Genomic DNA, 25,863 nt, shown 5'->3' on the forward strand with positions numbered 1-25,863 from the left:
ACAACAATCATGACACAGGTTCTTCGACTAGCCCTGCTGGTGCTGGTGTCCACCGTGGTGCTGGCTTTTTGCTTCCAGTTCGGGACGAGTATTATCGATGACATCCCGCTGCGCAACAGCATAGTGATTGCATTCCTTGTCGCGTTTAGCGCGTACATCTCGGTGCGCAACCTGGCTCGTTTTCCAGGCGAGCGCAGTTGGTTTTCGCTGCAGCCCGTGGTGGTGTTGTGGTTCGGCCTCGCGGTGCTGGTGGTGATGCTGTTCCGCATCCCGCACTCAGTAGCCTATCTGTTGGCCAGCTTCATGCTGACTGCGCTGTATATTCAGTTCGATGACTGGTATTTTGACAAGCGCAAGAAGCTGGTATTGGCTTATGCGCCGTTCGGCCGCGCGCAGGGAGCGCATCGCATTCCGCATGCGGAGTGGATTCGCATGGACACGCTGTGTTTGCCTGCGGAAAGCATTGACGGGGTAGTGACAGATTTGCACGCAAGGGACATGACCACGGAATGGCAAAAGTTTCTCGCTGAATGCACGCTCCAGCACATTCCAGTATACAACATTCGGCAAGTCGAAGAATCCCTTACGGGGCGCGTGCGTATCATGCACATGCACGAGAACGAACTTGGCTCGCTACTGCCTTCAGAAACGTACTCCTTTATCAAGCGCATTTTGGAATCAGCACTGGTTTTGGCAGTGATGCCTGTCGTCCTGCCGATCATGGCCATTACTACGATTGCGATCATGCTGGAAAGCCCAGGTGGTGCCATGTTTCTGCAACGCCGCGTGGGGCAATTCGGCAAGGAATTTACCATCTATAAATTTCGCAGCATGTGCAAGGATTCGGAAAAGGACGGCGCCAAATTTGCTTCGGCTGGTGATATGCGCGTGACACGTATCGGAAAATTCATTCGGAAGACCCGCATTGACGAGCTACCCCAGTTTTTCAATGTTCTGAAGGGCGATATGGCCCTGATCGGCCCGAGGCCGGAGCAGAAGGCGTTCGTTGACAAATTTGAAGATGTTATCCCCTTCTACAGCTATCGGCATGTGGTCAAGCCTGGCATCACAGGGTGGGCGCAGGTGATACACGGATATGCTGCAGATGTTGACGAGACGCAGGTTAAGATTGAGCACGACTTCTATTACATTAAGAACTTTTCGTTTGGACTGGATGTGCTGATTGTTATGAAAACTATTTATACGATGGTTACAGGTTTTGGGGCGCGCTAGCTGAATGCTGGCATGGATTTGAGTCGGATAATATAGATTTTATGAATAGAGCTTATGAGGAATGCATGGCCTTTGTGTGCTTTCGTTGTGCGGTTCACAATTCGCGAGAGCCTTGATTCTCGTGAGATTTTAAATGCAAGACGTATAGAAGCCTCATGATCAGATGCCAGGTGAGCTGAGGAATAAATTTGTATTGACCCGAATGAATCTGCGGAAGTCGAGCTGAAAAATTAAGTGACAGTATTTGCGCATGAATTTATTTTTAAATTTTGTTTTCATTTCTGGCGTGGGATGGCTGCTCGATATGGCGGCTTACGCCGTACTGACCCAAGTATCCGCATTTCGGTTCCGGGCCTAAGGTTGGCCTCGATCGTCGTACTTGTACGAGTTCCAGTAGTATTTCTGGCTGCGCCAGCTTCTCAGTTTAAGTATTACCTATCTTTAGAGGTGAGCGGCGCGTTCTTTTTAATGCTGTTGATTGCAGCCGGCAATCGGCGGTTTTCGAAAAAGAATTCTCGCCGTACTGTAGAGTCGAGTAGAACAGCTTAGCTATTCGAAAGGCTCGCAGCACGAGTTCAACACGCCTTATAGCCCGGCGTAAAATAACATCCTCGAACGCGTGATCCGCACGCTGAACGATTGATGCGTGCACCGCCTCCGGTTCTAGGCGCTTCAGCACGCCAGTCGTCCTATGGCAGACTGGAACGGCTCTTACAACCACCGGCGCCCCAAACAGGCGCTTACAAAGAAGGCCTAGCTTAGTCTTATGCTTAATCGCTTTAACTTGTGTAGATTGGGTTGGCCAAAACATCTCACCAATCGACATGGCGTCGGAATACTGCGACATGGGAGATGTGTGAAGCTCCGAAACTTTGACGAAATGAACGAAAAGAAAAGAATTGCAGATAATTTCCTCTGGCTACTGACCGAATATGCATCCAGATTAATTGGAGGTATAGTCATCAGTGCTCTTGTGGCACGACAATTAGGCGTAGAGAAATATGGAGTATTTCAATACGCCATCAGCTTAGCGCTCATCTTTACCGCATTTAGTTTTATCTTCAGCGCCGAGATTTTGGTGCCCCGTTTGATGCATGCTGATGCAAAGGAGAGAAAACGATTGATGGGAAATGCATTTGCTCTTCGTCTAATATTCTCTATATTCGCCTATATAGCGTTAGTGCTATTTGCCAGCTTGACAGAAAATAGAGCAAATTCAATCCTAATAGCAATATTTGGAATCTCAATATTATTGACGGAAGGGTTTTCCGTTGTAACAGCTTGGCTGCAATCTCAAGCAAACAATAGGCCGAAAAGCATATTGATAAACATCGTCACAGCAGTAAAAATCGTATTAGTATATTGTTTATTTAAGCTTGGGGTTAGAGATTCCGAGTCGTATGCGGCCCTTTGGGTTGGGGAGTCCGTACTCATCGCAATTGGCTTGTCATACATATATTTTAAATACAATAGGGAATTTTTTGTAAATCACAGTAAAGCCGAAATACTCATTCTGTTAAAAGAGGGGTTGCCATTTTTTGCAGGGTTGCTTGCTGCCTATATATTTGTAAGGATGGATGTATTTTTCATGAGACATATTGGTACGCAGCATGAGCTCGGATTATACACATCGGCACTTCAATTGGCCCAAGCAATGTCCGCTTTCTCTGGAATATTGGTTATGGCAATGGCGCCAATAATGGTTTACAAGCATACTGAAATAAAAATCATCAAAAGAAATGTATTGGTGCTATGCGGAGTAATGCTAGTATTTTCCATCTCATCTGCAGCAATCGCATCTTATAGTGCGCCATGGCTTATACCACTGCTTTTTGGTGAAAAATACGCTGAAGCCATCCCTATCCTTGAGCGACTTTTGTGGGGCTCAATCTTTCTTTTTTTGGATGCCGCATTAAATGTATATTTAATTAAAATGCGACGCGGTAAATGGATAGCATTCAAATGGATTTTTGTCATTGTGATTTCAGCTCTAGCTTATTGGAGACTGATTTCAGAATACTCGGCGTTTGGAGCAGTCGCGGGATATACTATCGGCTATGGCGCCGCAACAATCTTGGGACTCTGCCTCCTTGTGTGTGACAAGAAATAAATCAGCAGTAGTTTTTATTTGCGCATCGGAATATATATTGAAAGCCTAGCAAGATAACGTTTTCACCATAATAAATGATATTAAAATTTACAATATTGGATATTGGTCGAATATCGCATAATCCTCTAGTTTAACACTTTCGTCCACAATGAATGCAAATATAGTGAAGACCATATGTCTGGTGGGAAACTTTTCTTCGACAATGATAAATTTTCGCAAAGAATTGATAATTGAACTGGTTGCAAATGGCCACAGGGTCTACTGTTTGGTCGCAGATTTTGACCAGCAAGGTATAGCTAAAATTGAGAGTTGGGGCGCTAAGCCAATCCGTCACGCACTAGACGCTAAGGGCCTAAATCCGATTAAAGACTTGAAAGCCACCTTTGATTTGGCGAAAATCTTTCGTCAAATCAACCCAGATGTAGTCATGTCATTTTTTGTTAAGCCTGTTATTTTTGGCTCGGTTGCGGCAAAACTAGCTGGGATTTCAAGAATAGTTGGAATGATTGAGGGTTTGGGTAATTCGTTCGCAAATTTGCCTAATGGGATTTCGCGAAAAGCCATCGTAATTCAGAAAATTCAAATTTGGCTATATCGACTTTCTTTGCCTCTGCTCGATGCCATCGTTTTTCTCAATCCAGACGACAAAAGAGAGTTGCTTGAAAAACAGAAAATTAAAGTAAAATTTTCTTGTGTAATTGGTGGCATTGGTGTTGATCTCAATACGTTTAAGCACACGCCTGTAACCAATAGCGATAAACAAGTTTTCTTGTTTGTTGGGCGACTACTTAGAGAAAAAGGGATATTTGAATTTTTAGAGGCTGCAAAAATTGTTAAACAGAGTCATGCGAATGCGGAGTTTATTGTTGTAGGTGGATTCGATGATAAAAATCCTTTTGCGCCTAAGAGTGATGATCTGAAAGAATATTTTAAAAGCGATATAGTAAGATACGTAGGAGAAGTGATAAATATTACTGATTGGTTGAAAGGCTGCTCAGTTTTTGTCCTGCCCTCATATCGTGAGGGTGTGCCGCGGAGCACTCAAGAGGCAATGGCAATAGGGCGAGCCGTTATTACAACAGACGTACCGGGATGTCGTGAGACTGTTCAAGATGGCGTCAACGGATTTTTGGTGCCGCCCTTTTCTGCCGAAGCATTGGCTGAGAAGATGATTTTCCTTATTAAAAATCCAAATCTAGTACGGTCAATGGGTGAGATTAGTCGGCGAATGGCAGAGCAAAAATTTGATATAGACATAGTTAATGAAAAACTGTGTACGTTGATGTTCAATGAAGAAAAGTAGCGGCATGAAATAATTGTCAATATTCAACTTTATTGCAGTTCAATAATGTTTAATATACTCAATTAAGGAAGGTCTGCAAAACCTCGACGTCACCCCGATAAGCGAGTTCTTATGAGCGATCATAGCGGTATGAACCAAACGACTCTGGGCTTTGAGCCACTGCACAAGAAGACGCGCAAGGAAGTGTTTCTCCAAGAGATGGAACGCGTCGTTCCCTGGGCAGAACTGGTTGCGCTGATTCAGCCGCATGCCCGCGGCGCACACCAGGCTCTGGGAGGTCGCCCGCCATTTGCCGTGCAGACCATGCTGCGCATCCATTGCCTGCAACTGTGGTGGAACCTGAGCGATCCGGCGATGGAAGAAGAACTGCACGAGCGCCCGCTGTACCGCCGCTTCGTCGGACTGGAAGGGGCAGCCCGCATGCCCGATGAGAGCACCATCCTGCGCTTTCGCCACCTGCTGGAGAAGCATCAACTGGCCCAGCGTATCTTCGAAGTGGTCAATGCCGAACTGGCGCGTCAGGGCCTGATGCTCAGGACCGGCACGATCGTGGACGCCAGCATCATTGCGGCGCCGAGCTCGACCAAGAACAGCAAGGGCGAACGAGATCCGGAGATGCATCAGACCAAGAAGGGCAATCAGTGGCACTTCGGGATGAAGGCGCACATTGGCGTGGATGCGGACTCGGGCCTGGTGCATACGGTCATTGGCACAGCGGCAAACGTCAGCGATGTGACACAGGCCTGTGGCCTGCTGCACGGTCAGGAACAGCATGCATGGGGTGACGCGGGCTACCAGGGCGTGGACAAGCGCGAAGAACATCTAGGCCGGCAAGTGCGCTGGAGCGTAGCGATGCGGCCGGGCAAGCGCAGGCTGCTTGACAGGAGTGATCCAGTGCAGCAGCTGCAGGAGCAGGTGCAAAGGCTCAATGCCGGCATCCGTGCGAAGGTCGAGCACCCGTTCCGGATCATCAAGCAGCAGTTTGGTTATGCCAAGGTGCGATACAGGGGCCTGACCAAGAACACAGCGCGGTTGACGATGCTGTTTGCGCTTGGAAACCTGTGGATGGCAAGGAGGGAGTTGCAGCAGGCACGAGGATGAGTGCGCCTGCGTGTGGCAAATCTTCCGCGCCGAAGGGCAAATGCCCGTTGAAAGGGCTTTGATTCGGGCAAACTGCCGTCCAAAAGCAGCACGACATGCTGCGAGACCAGTCAACCGCCGCTACGGGCACGCAAGAGTTGGGTTTTGCAGACCTTCCTTAACTTATCGGGTTTCACATTTATGACGACTGATATTAATAATGATCTGGTTTCCATAATTTGCGCCACAAATAGATTGGATGATTATGCATGCATTGCCATTGACAGCCTGCTTGGCCAAACATACCGTGATATCGAAATCATTTTGATTGCCAACGGTGAAAATTGTTTGGAGATTGCGTCCGGTCTTAAAGAAAAATATGGTAATGATTCGCGGGTTAGGGTTATATGCACAAATATACCTCAACTCGCTTTTGCCTTGAATTTAGGGGTTTCTCTTTCAGGTGGCGCTTATATTGCTCGAATGGATGCGGACGATGTTTGTGATCCTTTGAGGATCGAGAGGCAAATCGCTTATATGAGATCTAATGAGTTGGATATGGTGGGCTGCTCGGTGCGGCTAATTGATGAATGCGGCAACACCATCGGCTCTAGAAATGTCCCGCAAGGTGGGGAAATAGATACGTCGTTATTGTTTGGCAATCCTTTCGTGCATCCTACCGTGATATATAAAAGAGATCTTTTTTTTAAATGTCGGGGATATAATGCTGGATTTAACTCAGAGGATTATGATCTATGGCTAAGAATGCGGAGACTAAACGTCAAGTGGGATAATATGTCGGAGTTTTTGCTGAATTATCGCATGCACGGTGCGTCAACTCAGAGAAGAATTCTTGGCTACGCAGAGGTGGCTGGCCTTGCTTTGAGAGAGTTCATCTTGGATAAGACTTTCGCAAATTTTCTTGCAGTAATTGCTGCAGTCGGAAAAGCGTTGATGCGTCCGTTGCGGAGCTAGCAAATGTTGTTTTATACAGTTCTTTGCTTCTTTCTGCTTCTTCCTTTTTTTCTGGGTTTTTCTAAAGCAAAGGTTAGTTTTGAATTATTGGCATTCGGGGTATCATTCATTTTCCCTGCCTTACTCTTTAAAGGCGTAGTGGGCACGGATACTTTTGCTTATCTAGAAATTATCCAAAGAATCCGAGAAGCCGAAACGGTTGCTAGTTCACTTGGGGTGTCACCCGTTGAGCCGGGGTTCACGCTTCTAGTCAAAGTCATGACCATCGTAGTCGAAGACAATTTATTGATATTAAATGCTTTGGCCAGCATAGTTGTCTTGATTTTTTTTATTGGCGTAATGAGATTTCACGGGCGGGCAAGATATCTTCTTGCTGCAGTATTATTTTCACATTATTTTGTGCCGTACTCCTTCAACGTAGTTCGCGTAGGATTGGCGCTTGGTGTTGCTTTCCTTGGAGTAACTTACTATTTGCAGTCAAAACGCATTGCTGCTGTTCTCTTGTTCGTCTTGGCGGTTAGTGTGCATGTTTCAGTTGCACTTTTTCCGGTGATTTTATATTTATTCATGAATAGGTTAAGTTTCAAGAAGTTTGCCTTTGCTTTGTTGGTTTTCATCTCTATTATTTTTATTTTCTACGGTCATATTTCAGAAAAGGTCTATCTTTACCTTAACTCTGGTGATTTTGCGGATGCCTCGGGTGCATCTTTGATAATATTGCATTTTTGTATATTGGCTTATTGCATTTTTTTGCGACAAGACATTTGGAAAAATGGGCAGGCTTTTCTGTTTGTCACTTCAATTTTCCTATTTTTTGGTGTTCAATATTTTTACGCCCTCATTCGGTTCATTGATATTATCTTGCTGTCATCGACGCTTATCGCTGTGATTGATGTTAAAACCAAAAGAGATGGTCAGCTGCTTGTGGCGGATCTAATGATTTTGATTTTTGTTGTTGTCTCGACTTTCTTTGTGTTAAGAAGCATTTACTATGAGGCTGGTTTATCCGGAAGTAGCTATATTCCATACACTTCCTTTTGATGGCTAGGTGAATTTATGGGAGTTTAGGGAAGGTCTGCAAAACCTCGACGTCACCCCGATAAGCGAGTTCTTATGAGCGATCATAGCGGTATGAACCAAACGACTCTGGGCTTTGAGCCACTGCACAAGAAGACGCGCAAGGAAGTGTTTCTCCAAGAGATGGAACGCGTCGTTCCCTGGGCAGAACTGGTTGCGCTGATTCAGCCGCATGCCCGCGGCGCACACCAGGCTCTGGGAGGTCGCCCGCCATTTGCCGTGCAGACCATGCTGCGCATCCATTGCCTGCAACTGTGGTGGAACCTGAGCGATCCGGCGATGGAAGAAGAACTGCACGAGCGCCCGCTGTACCGCCGCTTCGTCGGACTGGAAGGGGCAGCCCGCATGCCCGATGAGAGCACCATCCTGCGCTTTCGCCACCTGCTGGAGAAGCATCAACTGGCCCAGCGTATCTTCGAAGTGGTCAATGCCGAACTGGCGCGTCAGGGCCTGATGCTCAGGACCGGCACGATCGTGGACGCCAGCATCATTGCGGCGCCGAGCTCGACCAAGAACAGCAAGGGCGAACGAGATCCGGAGATGCATCAGACCAAGAAGGGCAATCAGTGGCACTTCGGGATGAAGGCGCACATTGGCGTGGATGCGGACTCGGGCCTGGTGCATACGGTCATTGGCACAGCGGCAAACGTCAGCGATGTGACACAGGCCTGTGGCCTGCTGCACGGTCAGGAACAGCATGCATGGGGTGACGCGGGCTACCAGGGCGTGGACAAGCGCGAAGAACATCTAGGCCGGCAAGTGCGCTGGAGCGTAGCGATGCGGCCGGGCAAGCGCAGGCTGCTTGACAGGAGTGATCCAGTGCAGCAGCTGCAGGAGCAGGTGCAAAGGCTCAATGCCGGCATCCGTGCGAAGGTCGAGCACCCGTTCCGGATCATCAAGCAGCAGTTTGGTTATGCCAAGGTGCGATACAGGGGCCTGACCAAGAACACAGCGCGGTTGACGATGCTGTTTGCGCTTGGAAACCTGTGGATGGCAAGGAGGGAGTTGCAGCAGGCACGAGGATGAGTGCGCCTGCGTGTGGCAAATCTTCCGCGCCGAAGGGCAAATGCCCGTTGAAAGGGCTTTGATTCGGGCAAACTGCCGTCCAAAAGCAGCACGACATGCTGCGAGACCAGTCAACCGCCGCTACGGGCACGCAAGAGTTGGGTTTTGCAGACCTTCCTTAGGGAGATTTGTCGCCGTTGAGTGCAACGCCTAATGGTCATTAGAGTGTCTTGAGAATCTTCCCGCCTATGGGCGTGTCTACCGTTTTTTCCGGCTTATGGGTATAGAATTTATTGTAAAATACGCTTCGTAGATTTTATTTCTTGCTTATTTCTGCATTGATGTAGTGAATTGCTGGCCCTGCTGCGTCATTCAAACAGGGGCGAGAACCTCCTTGCTGCATGAAAAGCGAATTGTTCAGGGCGGACTACGTATCTTGGCTCTTCAAATTTGATGCGCTCCACAGGAAAACAAGTGCGTAAACGTACATTGTTGTTCCGCTATTGTGGGGAAGAAATGATTGGGTTAAGCCAAACGCTGCATACGCTATGGGTATCGACATGCCTGCAACACAGATCGCTCGTACTCTCATATCTGTACTGCTATTGAATCTGTATGCGAATGCAATAAAAGGTGCCGCATAAGCCAGCAACAAGATGGCTAGGCCAACTGTGCCCCGCTTTGATGCAGCATCTAGAAGTTCATTATGCGGATGGTTGAACTCTGCCTGCATCGGATCAAGGCGTTTAGCGTCAATTTCCTTTTTTTTCTCCATCATGTATCCCAGTTGCGTCCATCCAAATAGCGGTTTTTCGCGATACAGGTTCCAACCAAATTGCCACATCTGAAAGCGTGCCCCTACTGAGGTGTTTGCAATGTTCGCGCTCGAGTAGCCTGCCACCTCTTGCTTGGCAAGCAATACTCGTTCTTTGATATGCAATTGAGGAATTTGAAGCACTGCAACGCTGCCTGCGATACTTACAATGGCAACAACCAGTACACTGCGCCAATAGCCTGCAAACGCAAGGTAGGCCAGAAACAGGCCTGCTAACAGGATGAGCGCCAGCCACCCACCACGGGAGCCTGACAAAAAGCTCGCAAATAGCCCACTGAGGAACCCAACAAGCAGCCATCCACGCCATAGAGTTTTTTGACGGGAAGGCACCAGCCATCCGCATAACGCCATCATCCCCAGCAGAAGCGCCAGGTTTCCAAACTGGATGGCGTTAGTGAAGCCCTGGGCCCGAAACCAGCCGGCCCGAAAAGCCTCGAGGGAGTTGAATGCCTGATAGACAGCTACCGATGCCGCTCCGATGGCGCCCACAACCAGCCCATGCCAGAGCCAGCGCGCTTGCGGCGGTCGTTTGGCCAAATAGAACAGACAGGGAAGCGTCAGCAGAATCTTGAGCGGTTTTTCGAGTGCCGATCCCCGCTCCCCACTCAGCCAGCCATCAACAAGCCAGCTAAGGGCCAGCAGCGCAAAGCTGCCATACATCCACCAGACTTCCTTGGGCAGCGATACCTTGCCCCACCACAAGCGGATGTTGACCAAGCTGACAATGATCAAGAGCGCTGGCGCATAGCTATACCCGCTCGGAAGCACCAAGGATAATGCCGGCAGCAGAAAAAGAGCCGCGCTGCTCCAGAAATGGTCAGGCAACCGTGCCGGCATTATTCACCTTTAGAGCTGTCCTATCTCTGTACGTCCGCCAAGCAGGTAGCACAAAGCCAAGCAACGCACCCAGCGTAGCTCCCAGTGCGATCCCGCCAGTCAAGAGAAGCGGTTTGTTGGGCGATACCGGACCACCAAGGGCCGCGGGCTCGATAAGGCCCGTGGCGTTCTGGCTCACAGCCTGCCTGTGCCCCTCTTTCGTTACACGTTCCACGGCTTTCTCGATCAGGGGCTTGTGGCGCTCGGATAACAGATCGGCCGTCGTGTTCACTGTGTCGAAAACGCCGGGGTGAGTTTTCTGCAGTTGCCTGGCTACGTCCTGTTGGAAACCCTTGCTCTGCATGCGCGCGATAGCTTCGGGGACTGTTTCGGCCAATATCGTCACGCCGACAGGGGTGCCCGGCATTGCGGAAGTCGTGCCCGGCTTGAGGCCCACGGTAACATCAACAGGCGCAAGTCGCATAATGCCGCTTGCCTCATACTGGGGAGTAATCAGTTGGCACAACGCCAGTCCTATACCACCTCCCAATACAGCGCCTACAGTCCACCAGCGCCAGCGGCGCAGGAATTGGTCCAGCAAGTGCATTAGATCGATCTCGTCGCTGAAGCCAGGAGCTTGTGGGGGCTGGAAGTTGTTGGGCACTTGTGTCATGGAAAATTTGGCTATCGATGTAGCCCGGTATTTTGCCACTGTATTCGGCCGGGCAATACCGCGTTCAAGAGCGTCACAAGTGCAGGCCTTTTCCGTAGGCAAGTCAGTCTGCGGTTGCTGCCATTTCCTTGCGCTCATGCAGAAAACTCCGCCATGCCGGCAGTCCGAACCCAAGCAAGGTGCCGATGGCGCCACCCAGTACCAAGCCCGCCAACACCAGCAACTGCTTCTTGGGAGAGACAGGGCGTTCCGAAACTCCCACAGGCTCCACCAGTTTGGTGCTCCGCGTGGTGGGAGAGAGTCTGGAGTTTTCCAAATCCAGCAGTTTCTGGCGCAAGTCTGCAAGCGTTCCTGCTTCGCTCATGCGCGCAAGTTCCAGATAGGCTCCGTCTTTGGAGGATTGCGGCTTCAGGCTGTTTTGTACCGAGCCCTGTTGGGCTTCCAGGGCCGCCAGGTTCTTTCGGGCAAGGTCAATTCTGCGAGAGACTTGGGCCAGGCGCTCCTGCATGAGGGGTTGCTGCCGCTCCTTCAGCACTTCGAGCACGGTGGTAATCACGGCGTGGCCCAGCGCAGGGCTGCCGGCCTGAATGGAGATGGCAAGATAGTTGCCAGCATCCTTCAGTGGTTTCAAAACGGATTTGGCGGCCAACGCCTTGACCCAGGTCTCTTTCTGTGTTGGCGCCAGTTGACCCCGCTGGACAAGACGGTTTGCCACTTCTTCGCGGAACGCCAGGGTTTGCATGCGCACAATGGTTTCGGGTACCGTTTCAACCGGGCTGGTTACCTGAGCTACTTGTACAACCCCATTGGCTTCGAATTTTGGCGGAATGACAAATGCTGCCGCGGTGCCCAGAACGCCCCCCGCCAATGCGCCGCCCAGCCACCAACGCCACTGCAGCAAGAATTGGTGGATCAGTTCAAGGAGATTGATTTCATCGTCTGGTGATGGAGTGGACGGGCGCTGGTTCATGGGTGTCAATGTGTGCATCACCGCGCAGTATGACCCCGAAATCTGGGGGGAGTGTGACGCCCATGCAAGTTTTTGATACCCTCTGTGAACCTTGCCTCATTTTGTAAAAATACATGAAAATCAAAGGTTTGGAAGAAAGTTTGGTCGGTGCTCGTTTCCGCGTATAAAGGTGTTATGGCGCTGCGTTGATCCATCGGCTGCTTCATAATGGCATGCATGATTGAATTGCAAGGAGGGCACCTATGCGACTGTTGCTGGTAGAAGATGACCAGATGCTGGCCGATGGCATCAAGCAGGGCCTGTCGTCCGCCGGCGGCTATGTGGTGGATGCCGTGGGCAGTGCCGAGTCGGCGCTCGATGCCATGACGTCCGACACCTTCGACGCAGCCATCATCGACGTGGGCCTGCCCGGCATGAACGGCATGGAGCTGACCGAGCGCATGCGCGAACGCGGCCAGACCATGCCGGTGCTGATGCTCACCGCGCGCGATGCCCTGCAGGACCGCGTGCAGGGCCTGGATGCCGGCGCCGATGACTACATGGTCAAGCCCTTCGAGCTGCCCGAGTTGCTGGCGCGCCTGCGCGCTCTGCTGCGCCGTTCGCAGGCCGCCACCACCTCGGTGCTCACGCTCGGCCCGATCGCGCTCGATACCGCCGCCCACCAGGTCACCGCCGATGGCCAGCCGCTCGACGTGGGCCCGCGCGAATGGACGGTGCTGCAATACCTGATGCTGCATGCGCCCAAGCCCGTCAGCAAGGAAAAGCTGCTGCAGGCCCTCACCGGCTGGGACAAGGAAATTACCCTCAACGCGGTCGAGGTCTACATCTCGCGCCTGCGCGCCAAGCTCGAGCCGCACGGCATTGCATTGCGCTCGATTCGTGGGTTTGGTTACCGGATTGAACAGAAGGCGGTTTGATGCGTCAGGACGGGGATGCAAGCGCGCATGCGGCGCCGGCCGCAGGGCAGGGTGCGTTCCCGGCGCAGGGGGAGAAAGAGCCTGCCGTTTCCATGAGCGGTGCGTCCGGCTCGGCCTCTACCCTGGTCGACCGCGTCAACCCCGTCCGCATCCAGCGCCGCCTGCTGCTGATGCTGATCGTGCCGCTGGTGTTGCTGGCCCTGCTCAACGGCTATATGGACTACCGTTCCGCCGACAATTCGGCCAGCGAGCAGGACCAGCAGCTGCTGCGCCTGGTGCCGCTGCTGGCCGATTCCATCATCGCGGTGGGCGCACATTCCGGCGATCCGCCGGTGTTGCTGCTGGCGCCGCCGGTGGAAGAATTCCTCAAGGAGCGCGAAGGACTGGTGTCGTACAAGGTGTATACGCCCAAGCGCAAGCTGCTGCATGGCGATGACAAGCTGCCCTCGGTGGTGCCGCTCACGCAGGAGCCGGAATTTTTCAGCCAGGAGGTCAGGGGCGTCAACTACCGCATGGTGGTGCAGCGCGTGCCCAGCGTGGCGGGCGACGTGATCGTGGAGGTGGCCGATGCCTCCGATCCGCGCAAGCGCTGGCTGCAGCAGGTGCTGGTGAAGGTGCTGCTGCCCAACCTGTTCCTGATTGCCGTGGTGGCATTGGGCATCAGCTGGGCCGTGCAGCGCGCCATGCGGCCCTTGCGCGACCTGATCCTGGCGGTGGAGCGGCGCTCTCCGCGCGATTTGAACAGCATCGACGAGCGCAGTTCGCCCGAGGAAATCCGCCCGCTGGTGACGTCGCTGAACCGGCTGTTCGGCATGGTGAACGCGCAGGCCGAGAGCCAGCGCCGCTTTGTGGCCGATGCTGCGCACCAGTTGCGCACGCCGCTGGCGGGCCTGCAGGCGCAGATCGAGGCCTGGAGCGAGTCGGTGAAGCGGCAGCAGGAGCTTGCGCGGGCGGAGCGGCCGGGCGTTGGGTCCCGCAGTGAGCAGGCAGCCGCCGCACCAGGAGCAGGGCAGGCCACGGCGCCATCGGCCGCTTCGGGTGTGGGCGCTGCGCTGGGCAACGATGCGCGTCTGGTGTGGAGCGAGGCCTTGCAGAAGGACGTGGTGCAGGTGCCGCTGGAAGAGCTCAACCGCCTGCGCGCCGCCACGCGACGCACGTCGCAGCTGGTGCACCAGCTGCTGTCGCTGTCGCGGGCCGATGCCGATGTACTGGAAGTGCAGCACATGCAGGCGGTCGACCTGAAAGACCTGTGCGAAACCCTGCTGGAGCAGCATCTGGATGCGGCTGCGCTCAAGAACATCGATCTGGGCCTGGACGTGACGTCGGTCCGCGTGATGGCGCATGCGCTGTGGCTGCGCGAGCTGCTGAGCAACCTGATCGTCAATGCGCTGCATTACACGCCCGAAGGGGGCGTGGTGACGCTGCGCTGCGGCGTGCAGTCCACGGTGGCGCGTCAGCAGCGCTGGAGCATGACGCCCGACAGGCCGCAGCGCCGCCCCTTTGTCGAGGTGGAGGACAACGGCCCGGGCATTCCGCGCGAGGAGCGCGAGCATGTGTTCGAGCGTTTCTACCGCATGCCGGGCACCAAGGGCGAGGGCACCGGCCTCGGCCTGGCCATTGCGCGCGAAATCGCGCACCGGCACCAGAGCGATCTGGTGCTGAGCGATGGCATGCCGCATGAAGGCGGTGGCGGGCACGGCCTGCGCGTGACGCTGCTGTTCAATGCCTCGCTGTTGCGTGAGGGCAAGGCAGAGGGCGGCGGCGTGACGGGAAAGCAGGAACTGACGAGCCTGTGACGGCGTGAGTTCCGCTTCTGCGGCAATGGGGTTTGCCGCAATGGGTGTGGCGCGAGCCGCATGCTGCCATGGCCAGCTGGCGCGTCTGCAGGCTTAATCCATCCAGCGGCCGCCTTTTTCTGGCACGCCCACGTAACGGGGCGGCCGCAGATCGCCCGGTTCGATATAAGCATGCCGGAAGTAGGCTTTGCAGTATTGCGGCAGGGTGTTGCGGATTACCGAGATGGTCTGTGTGGTGCAGCTGAGCTCCTGATCGTCCCGGCGCAGGGAACCCGGCAGGCGGGTGTTGGTCTGCGGTTCGCATACGGTGACTTCCTTCCTTTCGCGCAGACGGGCATTGAGCGGTCCTGCCTGGCAGGACTCTGCGGCATTGGCCATGGCAGCGACCAGAGAGCGCATGCGTTCGTCCTGGTTGGCGGAGGGACACAGGCGCAGAAAATCATGCCGCGCCTGGATGGTCTCCCAAGGCTTCTTGTGGCGGATGCTGAAAAAGCGCTGCAGCGAAGGCGTGCATTCGCTCGGGCGCGATCCGCTGGACAGGCACAGGATGGCCTCGCAGGCCAGCTTGGTGTCGCCTTCGAACAGGGTGGAGGCAGGGGCAGGCTGGGAGAACACCAGCGTGGCACTTGCGACAGCGAGGGTGTGGCGGAGAAGGGGTGGCGGCATGGAAACTCCAGGGTGAGGGACAGGAAAAATCGGACGGGGCAGGGCAGGGAAGCTGGCGCTTATGCCGGGCCGGGCGACCGCGGGTGCGCACTGGATGCGCAGGGTGGCTGCACAGGCGGCAACAGGCGCCGCCTGAATCTGCGTTCGCGGTAGTAGCGGATCTTGCGCGCCAGCACCGGTTGCTCCATGCCTTCGATCAGCAGGATCTGGCGCTCCGGACCCAGGGCCTTGATCTCCTGGGGCAGCAGCAGGGCGCGGCGCTCTTCCACTTCGGTAAAGCTGGTTTCACGCCCGCTGCTGCGCTGGCGGCGACGCAGCGTGGTGGTGCCGAGCATGTCGGCGTAGTCGTTGGCATCCTGCTGCTCGCGCGGGGCGAACAGGATTTGCGTGGCGTGGTTGGTGGCCAGCGTGCGCGCCTGCTCGCGCCCATAGGTCGCGTCGAGCTGGGCCATGCTCTGCACGATGGTGAGCAGGCGCAGGTTGTAGCCGGCCATGTAGCCTACGGCGCGGGCGATGATGTCAATCTTGCCGATGCTGGTGAATTCGTCCAGCATCAGCAGGCACTGGTGCCTTAGCGTGGGGTCCTGCTGTGGCAGCGTGCGCGTGTTCAGGCTGATCAGCTGGGAGAAGAAAAGGTTGAAAATCAGGCCGGCCTGGGCCAGCCGGTCGGGTGACACGCACAGGTAGATGGACATGCGCTTGCGGCGCACGTCGGTGAGCAGGAAATCGTCGGCACTGGTGGCCGCATCGAGCAGCGGATCGGACCAGGGCAGCAGCGGGGCGTGGAAGGTGCCCAGGATGCTCGACAGCGTTTCTTCCGCCTGGCCGGCAAAGCCGGAAAAGGCGTGGTGGCTGGCATCTGACAGGAAGTCCTCCTCGGCCATCGACCGGAAATGTTCCCGGGGCGAGATGCCCGGTGAGCCGGATGCAAGGCGATGCAATCCGCCGAGCGTGGGGTAGGGCGTGGCCAAACCCAGCCGCATGGCGCGGTCGTGCTGTTCGAACAGGTACAGCGCCAGTGCCAGAAACACGTTGCGCGCATGGTCGATGAAAAACTGCTGGTTGCCGCTGCCGTCGCCATCCGGATAGAGCATATGTGCGATCTGGCGCAATTCGCCCACGCGCAGGGAAGGCTCGGCCGGGATGTAGCGCAGCGGATTCCAGCGATGCGTGCGGCCGTCCGTGGCAAAGGGGTTGAAGACGAAGACTTCCTGGCCGATCTGCCGGCGGTAGCCGCTGGTGAGCGCGTGGTTTTCGTGCTTGATGTCGAGCACCACCACGCTGCCGGGGTAATCGAGCAGCACTGGAACCACAATGCCCACGCCCTTGCCCGAGCGAGTTGGTGCAGCCAGCAGGATGGCGCGTTGTCCGTGGTCGCGCAGGTAGCGTCGGCCATGACGTCCGATCAGCACGCCGGTGTCGGAGCGACGGAAGACGCCGGCGCGTGCCAGATGCGAGCCACTGGCAAAACGGGCATCGCCGTGGGTGCTGCGGGCAGGTGTGCGCCACAATGCGGCAAGCAGGCCCAGCCAGAGCAGGGAGGCCAGGCCCAGCCCGCTGGCGCCGGACAGTCGGATGGCCTTGGCATGGGGCTGGTAGCTGGGGTGTTCCAGCAGCCAGGCATAGGCCCACCAGGTGCCCCAGCCTGCCTGCCGGTGCTGGAAGTCGAACCACCAGTACAGCATCTGGCCCGCCGCCCAGCTGCCTGCGGCAAACAGCAGGGGCAGGCTGAGCAGTGCGAGGGAGAGGCGGGCGGCCGGCTTCATGTGCGTGCGGGTGAGGGTGAGGCAATGCGCCGACAGGCGACGCGGACCGTGGAGCGGCGTTTTTGCAGCAGCGGCTCGAGCAGGTAGGCATCCGGTCCCTGCACGTGCAGGCGGTAACGTCGTTGCGGCAACTCCTTCTGCACCAGCAGCAGCCAGGCATTGAAGTTGCGTTGCATCTGGCGGGCAAAGGCGGTGCCCTGGTCAAACGGGGGCAGCAGTGCAAATGACTGCACCTGTTCCGTCATCTGGCCTTTCCGAATAGAGTGCCGACCGCTGGCGTGCGTGCGCAGGCGGTAACTGCCTGCGCCTCGCGCGTAGGACTGTGCCTGGAAGACGAGCGAGGCATTGCTGGTCCAACGGCCCTGGTCGTCGGCGCTATAGGCAATGCGCTGGGTAAGCGTGCCATCCGGCAGGCCGGGCAGGTTGCGCAGCGGCACCGGGCTGCTGGCGCACATCCAGTGGCCGGCCAGCGGGGCTTGCGCCGACCTGTGTGCGGACTGGGGCGCGGCCGCTGATGCTTCGGCAAGGGGGATGATCAGGCAGGCCAGACAGAGCGCTTGGGCTCTTCCGAGCATCGTGTGTCGAATCATGCTCATGGCGCCGGCTCCCCCGCTTTTGCACTGCCTTCAGGCTCGAAGCTGATCCCCGTAATGCGCCGCTGTCCCGCATGGGCCTGCATATGCACCACGATGTCGATGGTTTGGCGCAGCAGCCGCTGGATGACGTCAAACTCCAGCCCGGCACCTTCGGGCGAGGCCTTGACCATCAGCGCCAGCTGGTCCCAGGTCTGGGCCACGCTGCCGGCATGGCAGCTGGTGATGGAGCCGGGGTGGCCGGACGCGCAGTTGCGGATGAAGTAGAAGGACTCATCCCCACGCAGCTCGGCCAGCAGGATGCGGTCCGGTTTCATGCGCAGGCAGGCTTCCAGGCACATCTTTGCGGTGAGATTGCCAATGCCCTGGCCGCCCTTGGAGTAGAGCAGGTGCACCACGTTGGGCTGCCGGATGAAGAGTTCACGCGCATCCTCGATGGTGATCAGCCGCTCTTCGGGCGGAATGTGATGCACCAGTGATTTCATGAAGGTCGTCTTGCCACTGCCGGTGGCGCCGGACACCACGATGTTCTTGCGGTACAACACGGCCTGGCGAAAAAAGGAGGCGTAATCGCCGGAGTCGCGCAGTTGCAGCAGCTCTGCATCGTGTGCGCTCAGGGCGTGCTGGCCGGCGGCAATGCCGCCGAAGAAGCCCTCGCACGCATATTGCTCAAGACTGCGCGTGTCGCGCGATGGCAGGCGGATGGTGATGGACACCGTGCCGGCCTCGACCGCGGGCGGCACCACGAACTGCGCGCGTTGCCCGGATGGAAAGGTCAGCGATACCATCGGCTCGGCCGCCGTGATGCGCTGCCCGGTATTGCTTTCGTTCACTACCGTGGTGCAGAAGTGCCGTGCACGCTCGTAGCTCAGGCCGTCCACGGGCAGCCACTGCCAGCCGCCGCGTGTTTCCAGATACACCCCGCCGGGGCGGTTGATGCAGATTTCCGTCACGTCAGGCCGGGACAGCAGCTCGGCAATCCCCAGCACCTGATACTGGTGCTGCAGAAAACTGTCCGAAAGTCCGTCTGGGCCTATCCCCGGTGCGCCGTCGAAAGGCGGGCTCATGGCTGCAGGACTCCGGCAAAGTCGATGTCGCGCGAGGCGTAGATCGTGACCAGTTCGCCCTGGTTGATGGTGACCGTGGCGGGACGGTTGGCTGCGCCCTGCAGAGCATGGCGCGCCGCGCTCTGCAGGGTGTCGGCCGTGCGCGACTGGTACGGGTTGATCTGGCGTGTGATGACACCGGTTTCGGGTGACAGGGCGGTCGTGCTGTTGCTTGCCGCTGCAGGCGCATGCACGGCGCTGGCAATCTGCACGGCATCGCCGAGCAGGCTCACCAGCAGGGCAGAACCGATCCGGCTGCCCCAGTGGCGGTCGATATGGCCGGGATGTCCGGCAGCGCCCAGTCCGTCCACGCCCGGGCTGCTCAATTGCACGTCCATGCCGTCGGGCGTGAGCACGCGTTCCCACAGAACGGCAATGCGGGCGACATCATTGCTTTCGTACTTGTACTGCCCGGTGATCTTGGCGCCACGGTCGATCAGCAAGGTGCGTCCATTGAGCGAATAGACCGGCTCGGTCACCACGCAGGAGGTGAAGCCGGGCAGGTCGCTGATGATGCGTGTTTCGAGCACGCAGCGGATATAGGTGCCCCGCGGCATCAGCGTGTCGGGCGATGCGTTGCGGCTCACACTGCCTTGCGCGACGACGCTGGCGGGTGCGGGGTCTCCGCCCCCCTGCAGCACCGGACCGCCATTGCTGCGCTGGTCGGTCAGGCTCTCGCGGGGAGAGGGGGAGGCCGTGGATGCGGATGTGGCACGGGAAAACTCGGCAGGAGTCGGTGTACTCAGCGGCACAGGCATGGCTGTGGGGGCTGGCGGCAGCGGCGGCAGTTCGGGGAGCGGTTGCGGTGCGGCGGCAACCGGCATCAGCGTGTTGGCGCTGGCCATCAGGGTGTCTGCCGGCAATTCCACTACCTCCGAGCGGGGGCGCGCTGGCTTGCCCGGCCCGAACAGCGAGAGGCTGTTCATGCCCCAGGCCAGCGTCACGGCGCCGACACCGCCAATGGCCGCAAGAAACAGCAAGCCCTTGCGGTTGAGCTTGCGCCGGGGGGCGCTGTGCAGCACGGGGTCGTCCTGCAGTGCGGGGTCCTCTGGCAGGGACGCAGGAGCATGGGTCATGGGAAAAGTCGGATTCATGGCTCGCTCCTGCGCAGGGCCAGTACGCTGTCGCCGTGGCGCAGGACCAGATAGCGGTACACACCATGCACGGTGATCTGTTGTTTGCGGTAGCTGCTGTTGACGATGAAATCCTCGCCATCGGCCGTCTTGCGCCCGAATACGGCGGGAACGCCGCCGTGGATCTGCAGGCCTGGCGGCAACTGGATATAGGTCAGGCGGCCATCGTCATGCACCCGTGCGGGGCGTAGCCATTCGGAACCGGCGCTGGCTGCATAGTCGTAGCGGGATGACGGTTCCGGTGCTTGTGTTGCTCCCGCATCGGCATGCGCGTTATCGGCCGACACGTTTGCAGCCGTGCTTGCGCCGGGGTAGCTGAAACGTACGCGGTAATGCACGCCCGCAGCGCGCGCTTCCTGCAACGTGCGCCAGCGCTTGCCGATCACTTTCAGATCGAACAGGTAGGAGCGCTGGCTGGTGCGGATGTACATATTCGTGTCCGCCTGCGGGCTCTTGGGCTTGATGTAGAAAACGTTGTCGCGCCGCACCAGATCCCAGTTGGAGCTGAAGCCGGTGCCGAAATCCTTGACCTGCTCGGACGGGCTGATCTCGATCTGGGTAGCCAGACCGGGGGCCGTATGCACGGAGTAGATGGTGTCCGGTGCGTAGGCGTAGCTTTTGACGGCCTGTGCCTGCGCGGCGCACGCTGGAAGTGCCAGGGCAATAGTTGCCAGCCAGCGAAGAGTGGCGGGCCTGGAAGCAGCGCGGCGCTTACATGGTGCCAGCATGTGCACCTCCTGTTGTACTGGGAAAGGATTGTCCGGCAGTGGGCCAGGGGGTTGCCGGCTCTGGGGTCGTGGTGGCAGGCGCCGGTGTCGCCAGTGCGGGAGAGGGGGCGGTGACGGGCATCGTTCCGATTGCTTCCGGATCGACGCGATAGCTGTGCACGCGGAAGCCCAGCGGGTTCTCGATGCGGCCTTCCTCGTTCATCTGCAGATGCGGGTCGTAGCTCACCTTCATGGTGGCCAGACGAGTATCGAGCAGGCGTGCCTGGCCGCTGGATTTGTCGAAAACCCAGCGTTCGAAACGCACGCTGGCAGCAATCGGAGTGCGGATGTTCCCGCCGTCCTTGGCCGCATCGCCCCAGGTCAGCACGGTGCTGAGGATCTTCACGCGCAAGGAGGCGTTCTTGCCGTAGAGCGTGTCGGGGTTGTCGGGGTGGCTGGGCGTGTATAGCGCCTGGTATTCCTTCAGGGCGCTGCCGGTGGCCATGGCGTGCACCACCTTGCGATCACGCCGGTTCAGCAGCTCCCAGTCATACGATTCGCGCGCGATGACGAAGTGGGCCACATTGCTCTTGTTGATGGCCTCGCTGGCGCTCAGTGGTGTGTCGCCCGCCTCCAGCCGTGCGACGCTGCTGGTGCCGCGATAGGGGTCGGCCAGCACCAGATAGGGTACTTGCTCCTTCAGCGGCATCACCAGTGCATAACCGCCCGCAAGCAGGATGGACATGGCGCCCGCTCCCATGGCCACGCGCCAGGCACGCCGCTCGCTGCGGCGCACCTGTTCGATCAGGCTGGTTTCGAAGTCGCGCGCTGCGGTCAGCAAGGGCTGGACAGCGTCGCCCGTCGGTTTCTTTTTGCGCAGCATGGCATTTACTCCCGCTCCGTCACGGTATCTGACTGCGGCACGAGGGATGCCTGCGCGGCGCTCTGCGCGTGCGAACGGGTGGCTGTCAGCGCAACGGGAGCGCGCGCCGTACCCGTTTCCATCCCCGCATCTTGCGCGGGAAGCGGTTTCCAGTTGCCGCCGAACTCGGGCGGTGCGTGCCCGGTGCCGCACCCCGCCACGGCCATGCACACCAGCGCCGCGATCGCATGGCGCCCGGGGAAAACGAAATCAATCGTGGACAAGTGTTGTCTCCAGATGCAAAAAGTAATTAATAGGTGTTATTATTGCATCTTAAGTTCTCGTTATCGAGTGGTCGTCATAAATTTTTCTGTCGCAAGCCCATGATGCTGGATTGCCCTGATATGGCCCTGCCCATGCACGTGATGCAGCACGTGATGCGCGTGGAGTCGAGCTTCAACCCTTATGCCATCGGCGTGGTCGGCGGCCGCCTCGAGCGCCAGCCGCGCAACCTGCCCGAGGCGGTGGCCACGGCCAGGATGCTGGAAAAAAACGGCTTCAACTTCTCGCTGGGGCTGGCTCAGGTCAACCGCTACAACCTGGCGCGCCATGGCCTGAACAGCTACGAAAAGGCGTTTTCCGCCTGCGACAACGTGCGCGCCGGCAGCCGCATCCTGCAGGAGTGCTACCAGCGCGCCAATGATTGGGGCAAGGCGTTGAGCTGCTATTACTCCGGCAATTTCGTCACCGGCTTCCGCCATGGCTACGTGCAGAAGGTGATGGCCAGCATGGCCAGAGCGCTGCCGCCCGCCGCGGGGGTGCCCGCGGGAGTGCAGCCGATTCCGGTTTTCCGTCGGGGTACACGGACCCCGCCCGCTGCGGGAGTGGCGGCTCCTGTGCGTACATCGCCACCACGCGCGGCAGTGCCCATGCCCATGCTCTCCGGAACAGCCTCGCCCGGAGCGCCGATGCCGGTGAGTGTTGTCCAGCCAGTAGAGCCTGTCGTTCTCCCGGCGGCAGCTTTGCAGGCAACTCCAGTTGCCCACGAGCCGCGCGACGGCAGCTTTGTTTTCTGATTTTTTCCCAACCTGTTTGAAAGGACTTTTCCGTGACTTCCACCTCTCTCGCCACCCCCTCGCCGTTCGCCTCTGGAGCACGTGCCGGCCGCATGCTGCCCCGGCTGCTGTGCCTGGCGGTCTGTGCCGTGTTTCTGCTATTGCCTGAGATGGCCCATGCTGCTGAAGACCTGTCCGATGGCGGCAAGGTGGGTGAATTTCTGGGCAAGGTGAAGGCGGCTCTGGTGCCCATTTCCGTAACGGTGGTGACCATCGCCTTCATCTTTGCCGGCTACCAGATCGCCTTCAACCACAAGCGCATCACCGATGTGGCGCCGGTACTGGTCGGGGCCATCGTGATCGGTGCCGCTGCCCAGCTGGCCGGCTGGTTCATCAGCTGACGCCCCGGCATGCAACGGCATACCCTGTTTCGCGGCTGCACGCGCCCGGCCATGTTCCTGGGCGTGCCCTACGTACCCTTCTTTCTGGGGGCGGGCGTCTGCGTGCTGATGGCCGCCTGGTTCAACCTGTTCTGGTTGTTCGCATTGCCGCCCGTGATTGGCGCCATGCGCCTGCTGGCCAAGCAGGACGAAATGATCTTCCGCCTGCTTGGCATTCGCCTGCAGTTCTGGCTCAAGGCACGCAACCGTCGCGTGCATGCCGGCATGTGGGTGTTCACCCCTAACCAGCACCGTCGCCTCCCCTGACTTTTCCTGCCATTCCATGTTCACGCCCGATACCGCCATCAGCAGCTTCATTCCCCTGTCCAGCCATGTGGCTCCCGAGGTGCTCAAGACCACCGCGGGTGACTACCTGATCTGCTGGCGCCTGGAAGGCCTGCCCTTCGTCGGGCGGGAGGAATGGGAGCTGGGCCATCGCCACGCCACCTTCAACCGCCTGTTGCAAAGCCTGCGTGCGCCCGACTACGTCAACGTCGCGTTCTGGACGCACGACGTCCGCCGCCGCAGCGCAGTGCAAAACGCCGACCAGTTCGACGAAGCCTTCAACCAGCAGCTGTCGGATGCCTACTATGCTGCCCTGTCGGAGCAGAAGGTGCTGCAGAACATGCTGTATTTCACCTTGCTGTACCGGCCGGTGGTGGAAGGACGCCATCTGGTGGAAAAGTCCACCAGCATCACGCAGTTGCAGGCCGAGCAGGATCAGGCCATCGCCAAGGTGATCGAACTGGCCGGGCATGTGGAGGCGGTGCTGCACGACTATGCACCCGTCCGTCTCGGTATGTACGAAGCCGACAACGGCACCGTTTTTTCGGAAGCGCTGGAGTTCTTCAGCTACCTGCTGAACCGCAGTGAGGAACCGGTTCCGGTGCTTGCGGCACCGGTGTACGAGTATCTGCCCTTGTCTCGCCATCTGTTCAGTGCGCGCGGCGGCGATTTCGTCGTACGCACGCCGGAGGGGCGCAGCCACTATGGGGCTGTGCTCAATATCAAGGAATATCCGGAAACCACCTTCCCGGGCGTGCTCAACGGCCTGAAGTACCTCGATTTCGAGTACGTCATCACCCAGTCCTTCACCCCGCATTCGCGCCACGCCGGACTGCGCGCGCTGGAACGTACCAAGGGCATGATGGTGTCCTCCGGCGACCGGGGCGTGACTCAGATCATCGAGCTCGACGACGCCATGGACCAGCTCGCCAGCGGCAACTTCGTGCTGGGCGAGTACCACTTCACCATGGCCCTCTATGGCGATAGCCAGGAAAGCCTGCAACGCCAGATCGCCGAAACACGTGCCGAACTGGCGCATGCCGGCTTCGTCTCGGTGAAGGAGGATCTCGCGATTGCCGGCGGCTTTTATGCGCAGCTGCCGGGCAACTGGCGTTACCGGCCACGTTTGGCCAATGTGTCATCGCTCAACTTCCTGGGCCTGAGCCCACTGCACAACTTCGCCAGCGGCAAGCGCAGCCAGAACCCCTGGGGCGATTGCGTGACCGTGCTGCAGACCACCAACCGCCAGCCGTACTACTTCAACTTCCACGCCACCCATCCAGGCGAAGACAGCTTCGGAGAAAAAGCCATCGGCAACACGCTGGTGATCGGCAAATCGGGCACCGGCAAGACAGCGCTGATCAACTTCCTGCTGTCGCAGGCGCAGAAGTTCAACCCCAAGCCCACCATCTTCTTCTTCGACAAGGACCGTGGCGCCGAGATCTTTGTGCGTGCCTGCGGCGGCAACTATCTGGCGCTGGAAAACGGTCAACCCACCGGCTTCAACCCCCTGCAATGCGAGGCGACCGAAGCCAACACGCAGTACTTGGTCGACTTGCTGCGCCTGCTGGCCGGCAAACCCCACTACAGCGCCGGCGAAGAAGAAGACATGCTGCAGGCCGTGCGCGCCATGCTGGACACCCCGTTGCATCTGCGCAGCATTTCCAACCTGCAGAAATCGCTGCCCAACCACGGTGACGACTCCATCTACGCCCGATTGCGCAAGTGGACGCGCGCCGGCGCGCTGGGCTGGGTGTTCGACAACCCGCAGGACACCGTCGATCTTTCGGCTGCAAACATCATTGGCTTTGACTACACCGACATCATCGACAACCCCGAAGTCCGCACCCCGGTCATCCATTACCTGCTGCATCGCCTGGAGAGCCTGATCGACGGCCGACCGCTGATGTACGTGATGGACGAGTTCTGGAAAATCCTGGACGGGGAGGGTGGACTGAAGGAGTTCGCCCGCAACAAGCAAAAGACCATCCGCAAGCAGAACGGCCTTGGCATCTTCGCCACCCAGTCACCCGAAGACGCACTGCGCAGCGATATCGCCGCCGCCCTGATCGAGCAGACCGCCACGCTCGTGCTGCTGCCCAACCCGAATGCCGACCGCAAGGACTACATCGACGGTCTCAAGCTCACGGAAAGCGAATTCAAGGTCGTCACTGCGCTGGACGAACGCAGCCGCTGCTTCCTCGTCAAGCAGGGACACGCCAGTGCCGTGTGCCAACTGGATTTGCGCGGCATGCACGACGAACTGGCCGTGATTTCTGCCTCCACCGACAACATCGCCGTGCTGCATGACGCACTGCAGCAGGTGCAGCGCGACCTTGCGCAAGACCAGACGATGCGGCCCGAGCACTGGCTGCCCCGTTTCCAGGCACAGCGCAAGGGTGCGCGCAATTCCGCACCGTCTTCCGATACGCGTGCTTCGGAACAGCAGGCGGCATGACC

24 protein-coding genes are annotated in these 25,863 nt (G+C 57.6%); 13 read left to right on the plus strand and 11 right to left on the minus strand.

Annotated elements, in window-relative coordinates:
- The first annotated feature begins 9 nt into the window (after positions 1–9).
- From KKQ75_RS12515 to KKQ75_RS12545, 7 genes are all read left to right on the plus strand, one after another.
- Positions 10–1,233 carry a sugar transferase gene (locus KKQ75_RS12515; protein WP_213362548.1) on the plus strand — a complete coding sequence of 408 codons (1,224 nt, stop codon included), beginning with the start codon at positions 10–12 and terminating at the stop codon, positions 1,231–1,233.
- Positions 1,234–2,113: 880 nt separating this feature from the next.
- Positions 2,114–3,343: an oligosaccharide flippase family protein gene (locus KKQ75_RS12520; protein ID WP_213362549.1), complete on the plus strand. Its 1,230-nt coding sequence runs from the start codon at positions 2,114–2,116 to the stop codon at positions 3,341–3,343.
- A gap of 148 nt (positions 3,344–3,491) precedes the next feature.
- Positions 3,492–4,646 carry a glycosyltransferase family 4 protein gene (locus tag KKQ75_RS12525; protein ID WP_213362550.1) on the plus strand — a complete coding sequence of 385 codons (1,155 nt, stop codon included), beginning with the start codon at positions 3,492–3,494 and terminating at the stop codon, positions 4,644–4,646.
- A 129-nt stretch (positions 4,647–4,775) separates the two neighbouring features.
- Complete coding sequence (locus KKQ75_RS12530; RefSeq protein WP_213362552.1) at positions 4,776–5,747, plus strand: IS5 family transposase; 972 nt, start codon at positions 4,776–4,778, stop codon at positions 5,745–5,747.
- A gap of 180 nt (positions 5,748–5,927) precedes the next feature.
- Entirely contained in the window at positions 5,928–6,701 is a 774-nt protein-coding gene (locus KKQ75_RS12535) for a glycosyltransferase (protein ID WP_213362553.1), read from the plus strand.
- 3 nt (positions 6,702–6,704) lie between these two features.
- Positions 6,705–7,742: an EpsG family protein gene (locus tag KKQ75_RS12540; protein ID WP_213362554.1), complete on the plus strand. Its 1,038-nt coding sequence runs from the start codon at positions 6,705–6,707 to the stop codon at positions 7,740–7,742.
- Between the two features lie 90 nt (positions 7,743–7,832).
- Complete coding sequence (locus KKQ75_RS12545; protein WP_213362552.1) at positions 7,833–8,804, plus strand: IS5 family transposase; 972 nt, start codon at positions 7,833–7,835, stop codon at positions 8,802–8,804.
- Between the two features lie 406 nt (positions 8,805–9,210).
- Here the strand turns inward: KKQ75_RS12545 and KKQ75_RS12550 are convergent, their stop codons facing one another.
- The 3 genes from KKQ75_RS12550 to KKQ75_RS12560 all read right to left on the minus strand — a co-directional run bounded on the left by KKQ75_RS12550 (position 9,211) and on the right by KKQ75_RS12560 (position 12,077).
- A complete protein-coding gene (locus tag KKQ75_RS12550; protein ID WP_213362555.1) occupies positions 9,211–10,350 on the minus strand; it encodes an O-antigen ligase family protein in 1,140 nt (379 codons plus the stop codon).
- Between the two features lie 85 nt (positions 10,351–10,435).
- Positions 10,436–11,107, minus strand: a complete 672-nt coding sequence (locus tag KKQ75_RS12555) for a Wzz/FepE/Etk N-terminal domain-containing protein (protein ID WP_213362556.1) — start codon at positions 11,105–11,107, stop codon at positions 10,436–10,438.
- A 103-nt stretch (positions 11,108–11,210) separates the two neighbouring features.
- Positions 11,211–12,077: a Wzz/FepE/Etk N-terminal domain-containing protein gene (locus KKQ75_RS12560; protein WP_213362557.1), complete on the minus strand. Its 867-nt coding sequence runs from the start codon at positions 12,075–12,077 to the stop codon at positions 11,211–11,213.
- Positions 12,078–12,319: 242 nt separating this feature from the next.
- On the opposite strand from KKQ75_RS12560, the gene KKQ75_RS12565 reads away from it, so the two are divergent.
- Positions 12,320–12,994, plus strand: a complete 675-nt coding sequence (locus KKQ75_RS12565; RefSeq protein ID WP_091818361.1) for a response regulator — start codon at positions 12,320–12,322, stop codon at positions 12,992–12,994.
- Positions 12,995–13,086: 92 nt separating this feature from the next.
- Entirely contained in the window at positions 13,087–14,790 is a 1,704-nt protein-coding gene (locus KKQ75_RS12570; RefSeq protein WP_213362559.1) for a sensor histidine kinase, read from the plus strand.
- Positions 14,791–14,883: 93 nt separating this feature from the next.
- On the opposite strand, the gene KKQ75_RS12575 is transcribed toward KKQ75_RS12570, so the two are convergent.
- Genes KKQ75_RS12575 through KKQ75_RS12610 form a run of 8 tightly spaced genes read right to left on the minus strand, consistent with a single transcriptional unit; the run spans position 14,884 to position 21,907 of the window.
- Positions 14,884–15,456: a TrbM/KikA/MpfK family conjugal transfer protein gene (locus KKQ75_RS12575; RefSeq protein ID WP_213362560.1), complete on the minus strand. Its 573-nt coding sequence runs from the start codon at positions 15,454–15,456 to the stop codon at positions 14,884–14,886.
- Between the two features lie 59 nt (positions 15,457–15,515).
- Positions 15,516–17,222, minus strand: a complete 1,707-nt coding sequence (locus KKQ75_RS12580; RefSeq protein ID WP_213362561.1) for a type IV secretory system conjugative DNA transfer family protein — start codon at positions 17,220–17,222, stop codon at positions 15,516–15,518.
- A complete protein-coding gene (locus KKQ75_RS12585) occupies positions 17,219–17,797 on the minus strand; it encodes a hypothetical protein (RefSeq protein ID WP_213362562.1) in 579 nt (192 codons plus the stop codon). Before KKQ75_RS12585 ends, KKQ75_RS12580 begins: the two co-directional genes overlap by 4 nt.
- 17 nt (positions 17,798–17,814) lie before the next feature.
- Positions 17,815–18,882 carry a P-type DNA transfer ATPase VirB11 gene (gene virB11 / locus KKQ75_RS12590; RefSeq protein WP_213362563.1) on the minus strand — a complete coding sequence of 356 codons (1,068 nt, stop codon included), beginning with the start codon at positions 18,880–18,882 and terminating at the stop codon, positions 17,815–17,817.
- On the minus strand, positions 18,879–20,015 hold the full coding sequence (locus tag KKQ75_RS12595) for a TrbI/VirB10 family protein (RefSeq protein ID WP_213362564.1): 1,137 nt from the start codon (positions 20,013–20,015) through the stop codon (positions 18,879–18,881). The genes virB11 and KKQ75_RS12595 overlap by 4 nt, the downstream gene beginning before the upstream one ends.
- Complete coding sequence (locus KKQ75_RS12600; protein ID WP_213362566.1) at positions 20,012–20,782, minus strand: TrbG/VirB9 family P-type conjugative transfer protein; 771 nt, start codon at positions 20,780–20,782, stop codon at positions 20,012–20,014. The genes KKQ75_RS12595 and KKQ75_RS12600 overlap by 4 nt, the downstream gene beginning before the upstream one ends.
- Complete coding sequence (locus tag KKQ75_RS12605) at positions 20,766–21,644, minus strand: virB8 family protein (RefSeq protein WP_213362568.1); 879 nt, start codon at positions 21,642–21,644, stop codon at positions 20,766–20,768. The genes KKQ75_RS12600 and KKQ75_RS12605 overlap by 17 nt, the downstream gene beginning before the upstream one ends.
- 5 nt (positions 21,645–21,649) lie before the next feature.
- Complete coding sequence (locus KKQ75_RS12610; protein WP_213362569.1) at positions 21,650–21,907, minus strand: hypothetical protein; 258 nt, start codon at positions 21,905–21,907, stop codon at positions 21,650–21,652.
- Between the two features lie 120 nt (positions 21,908–22,027).
- Between KKQ75_RS12610 and KKQ75_RS12615 the strand changes: the two genes are divergently transcribed.
- From KKQ75_RS12615 to KKQ75_RS12630, 4 genes are read left to right on the plus strand one after another with little or no spacing between them, the layout of a single operon-like run.
- The gene (locus tag KKQ75_RS12615; protein WP_250131092.1) at positions 22,028–22,699 is read left to right on the plus strand and encodes a lytic transglycosylase domain-containing protein; all 672 of its coding nucleotides are present in this window, start codon (positions 22,028–22,030) and stop codon (positions 22,697–22,699) included.
- 32 nt (positions 22,700–22,731) lie between these two features.
- Positions 22,732–23,079: a TrbC/VirB2 family protein gene (locus tag KKQ75_RS12620; RefSeq protein WP_250131093.1), complete on the plus strand. Its 348-nt coding sequence runs from the start codon at positions 22,732–22,734 to the stop codon at positions 23,077–23,079.
- Between the two features lie 9 nt (positions 23,080–23,088).
- Positions 23,089–23,385 (plus strand): type IV secretion system protein VirB3, encoded by a 297-nt coding sequence (locus tag KKQ75_RS12625; protein WP_213362571.1) that lies wholly within the window; start codon positions 23,089–23,091, stop codon positions 23,383–23,385.
- Positions 23,386–23,401: 16 nt separating this feature from the next.
- Positions 23,402–25,861 carry a VirB4 family type IV secretion/conjugal transfer ATPase gene (locus KKQ75_RS12630; protein WP_213362572.1) on the plus strand — a complete coding sequence of 820 codons (2,460 nt, stop codon included), beginning with the start codon at positions 23,402–23,404 and terminating at the stop codon, positions 25,859–25,861.
- Positions 25,862–25,863: the final 2 nt, after the last annotated feature.

Source organism: Brachymonas denitrificans, assembly GCF_907163135.1.
GTDB classification, from domain to species: domain Bacteria; phylum Pseudomonadota; class Gammaproteobacteria; order Burkholderiales; family Burkholderiaceae_C; genus Brachymonas; species Brachymonas denitrificans_A.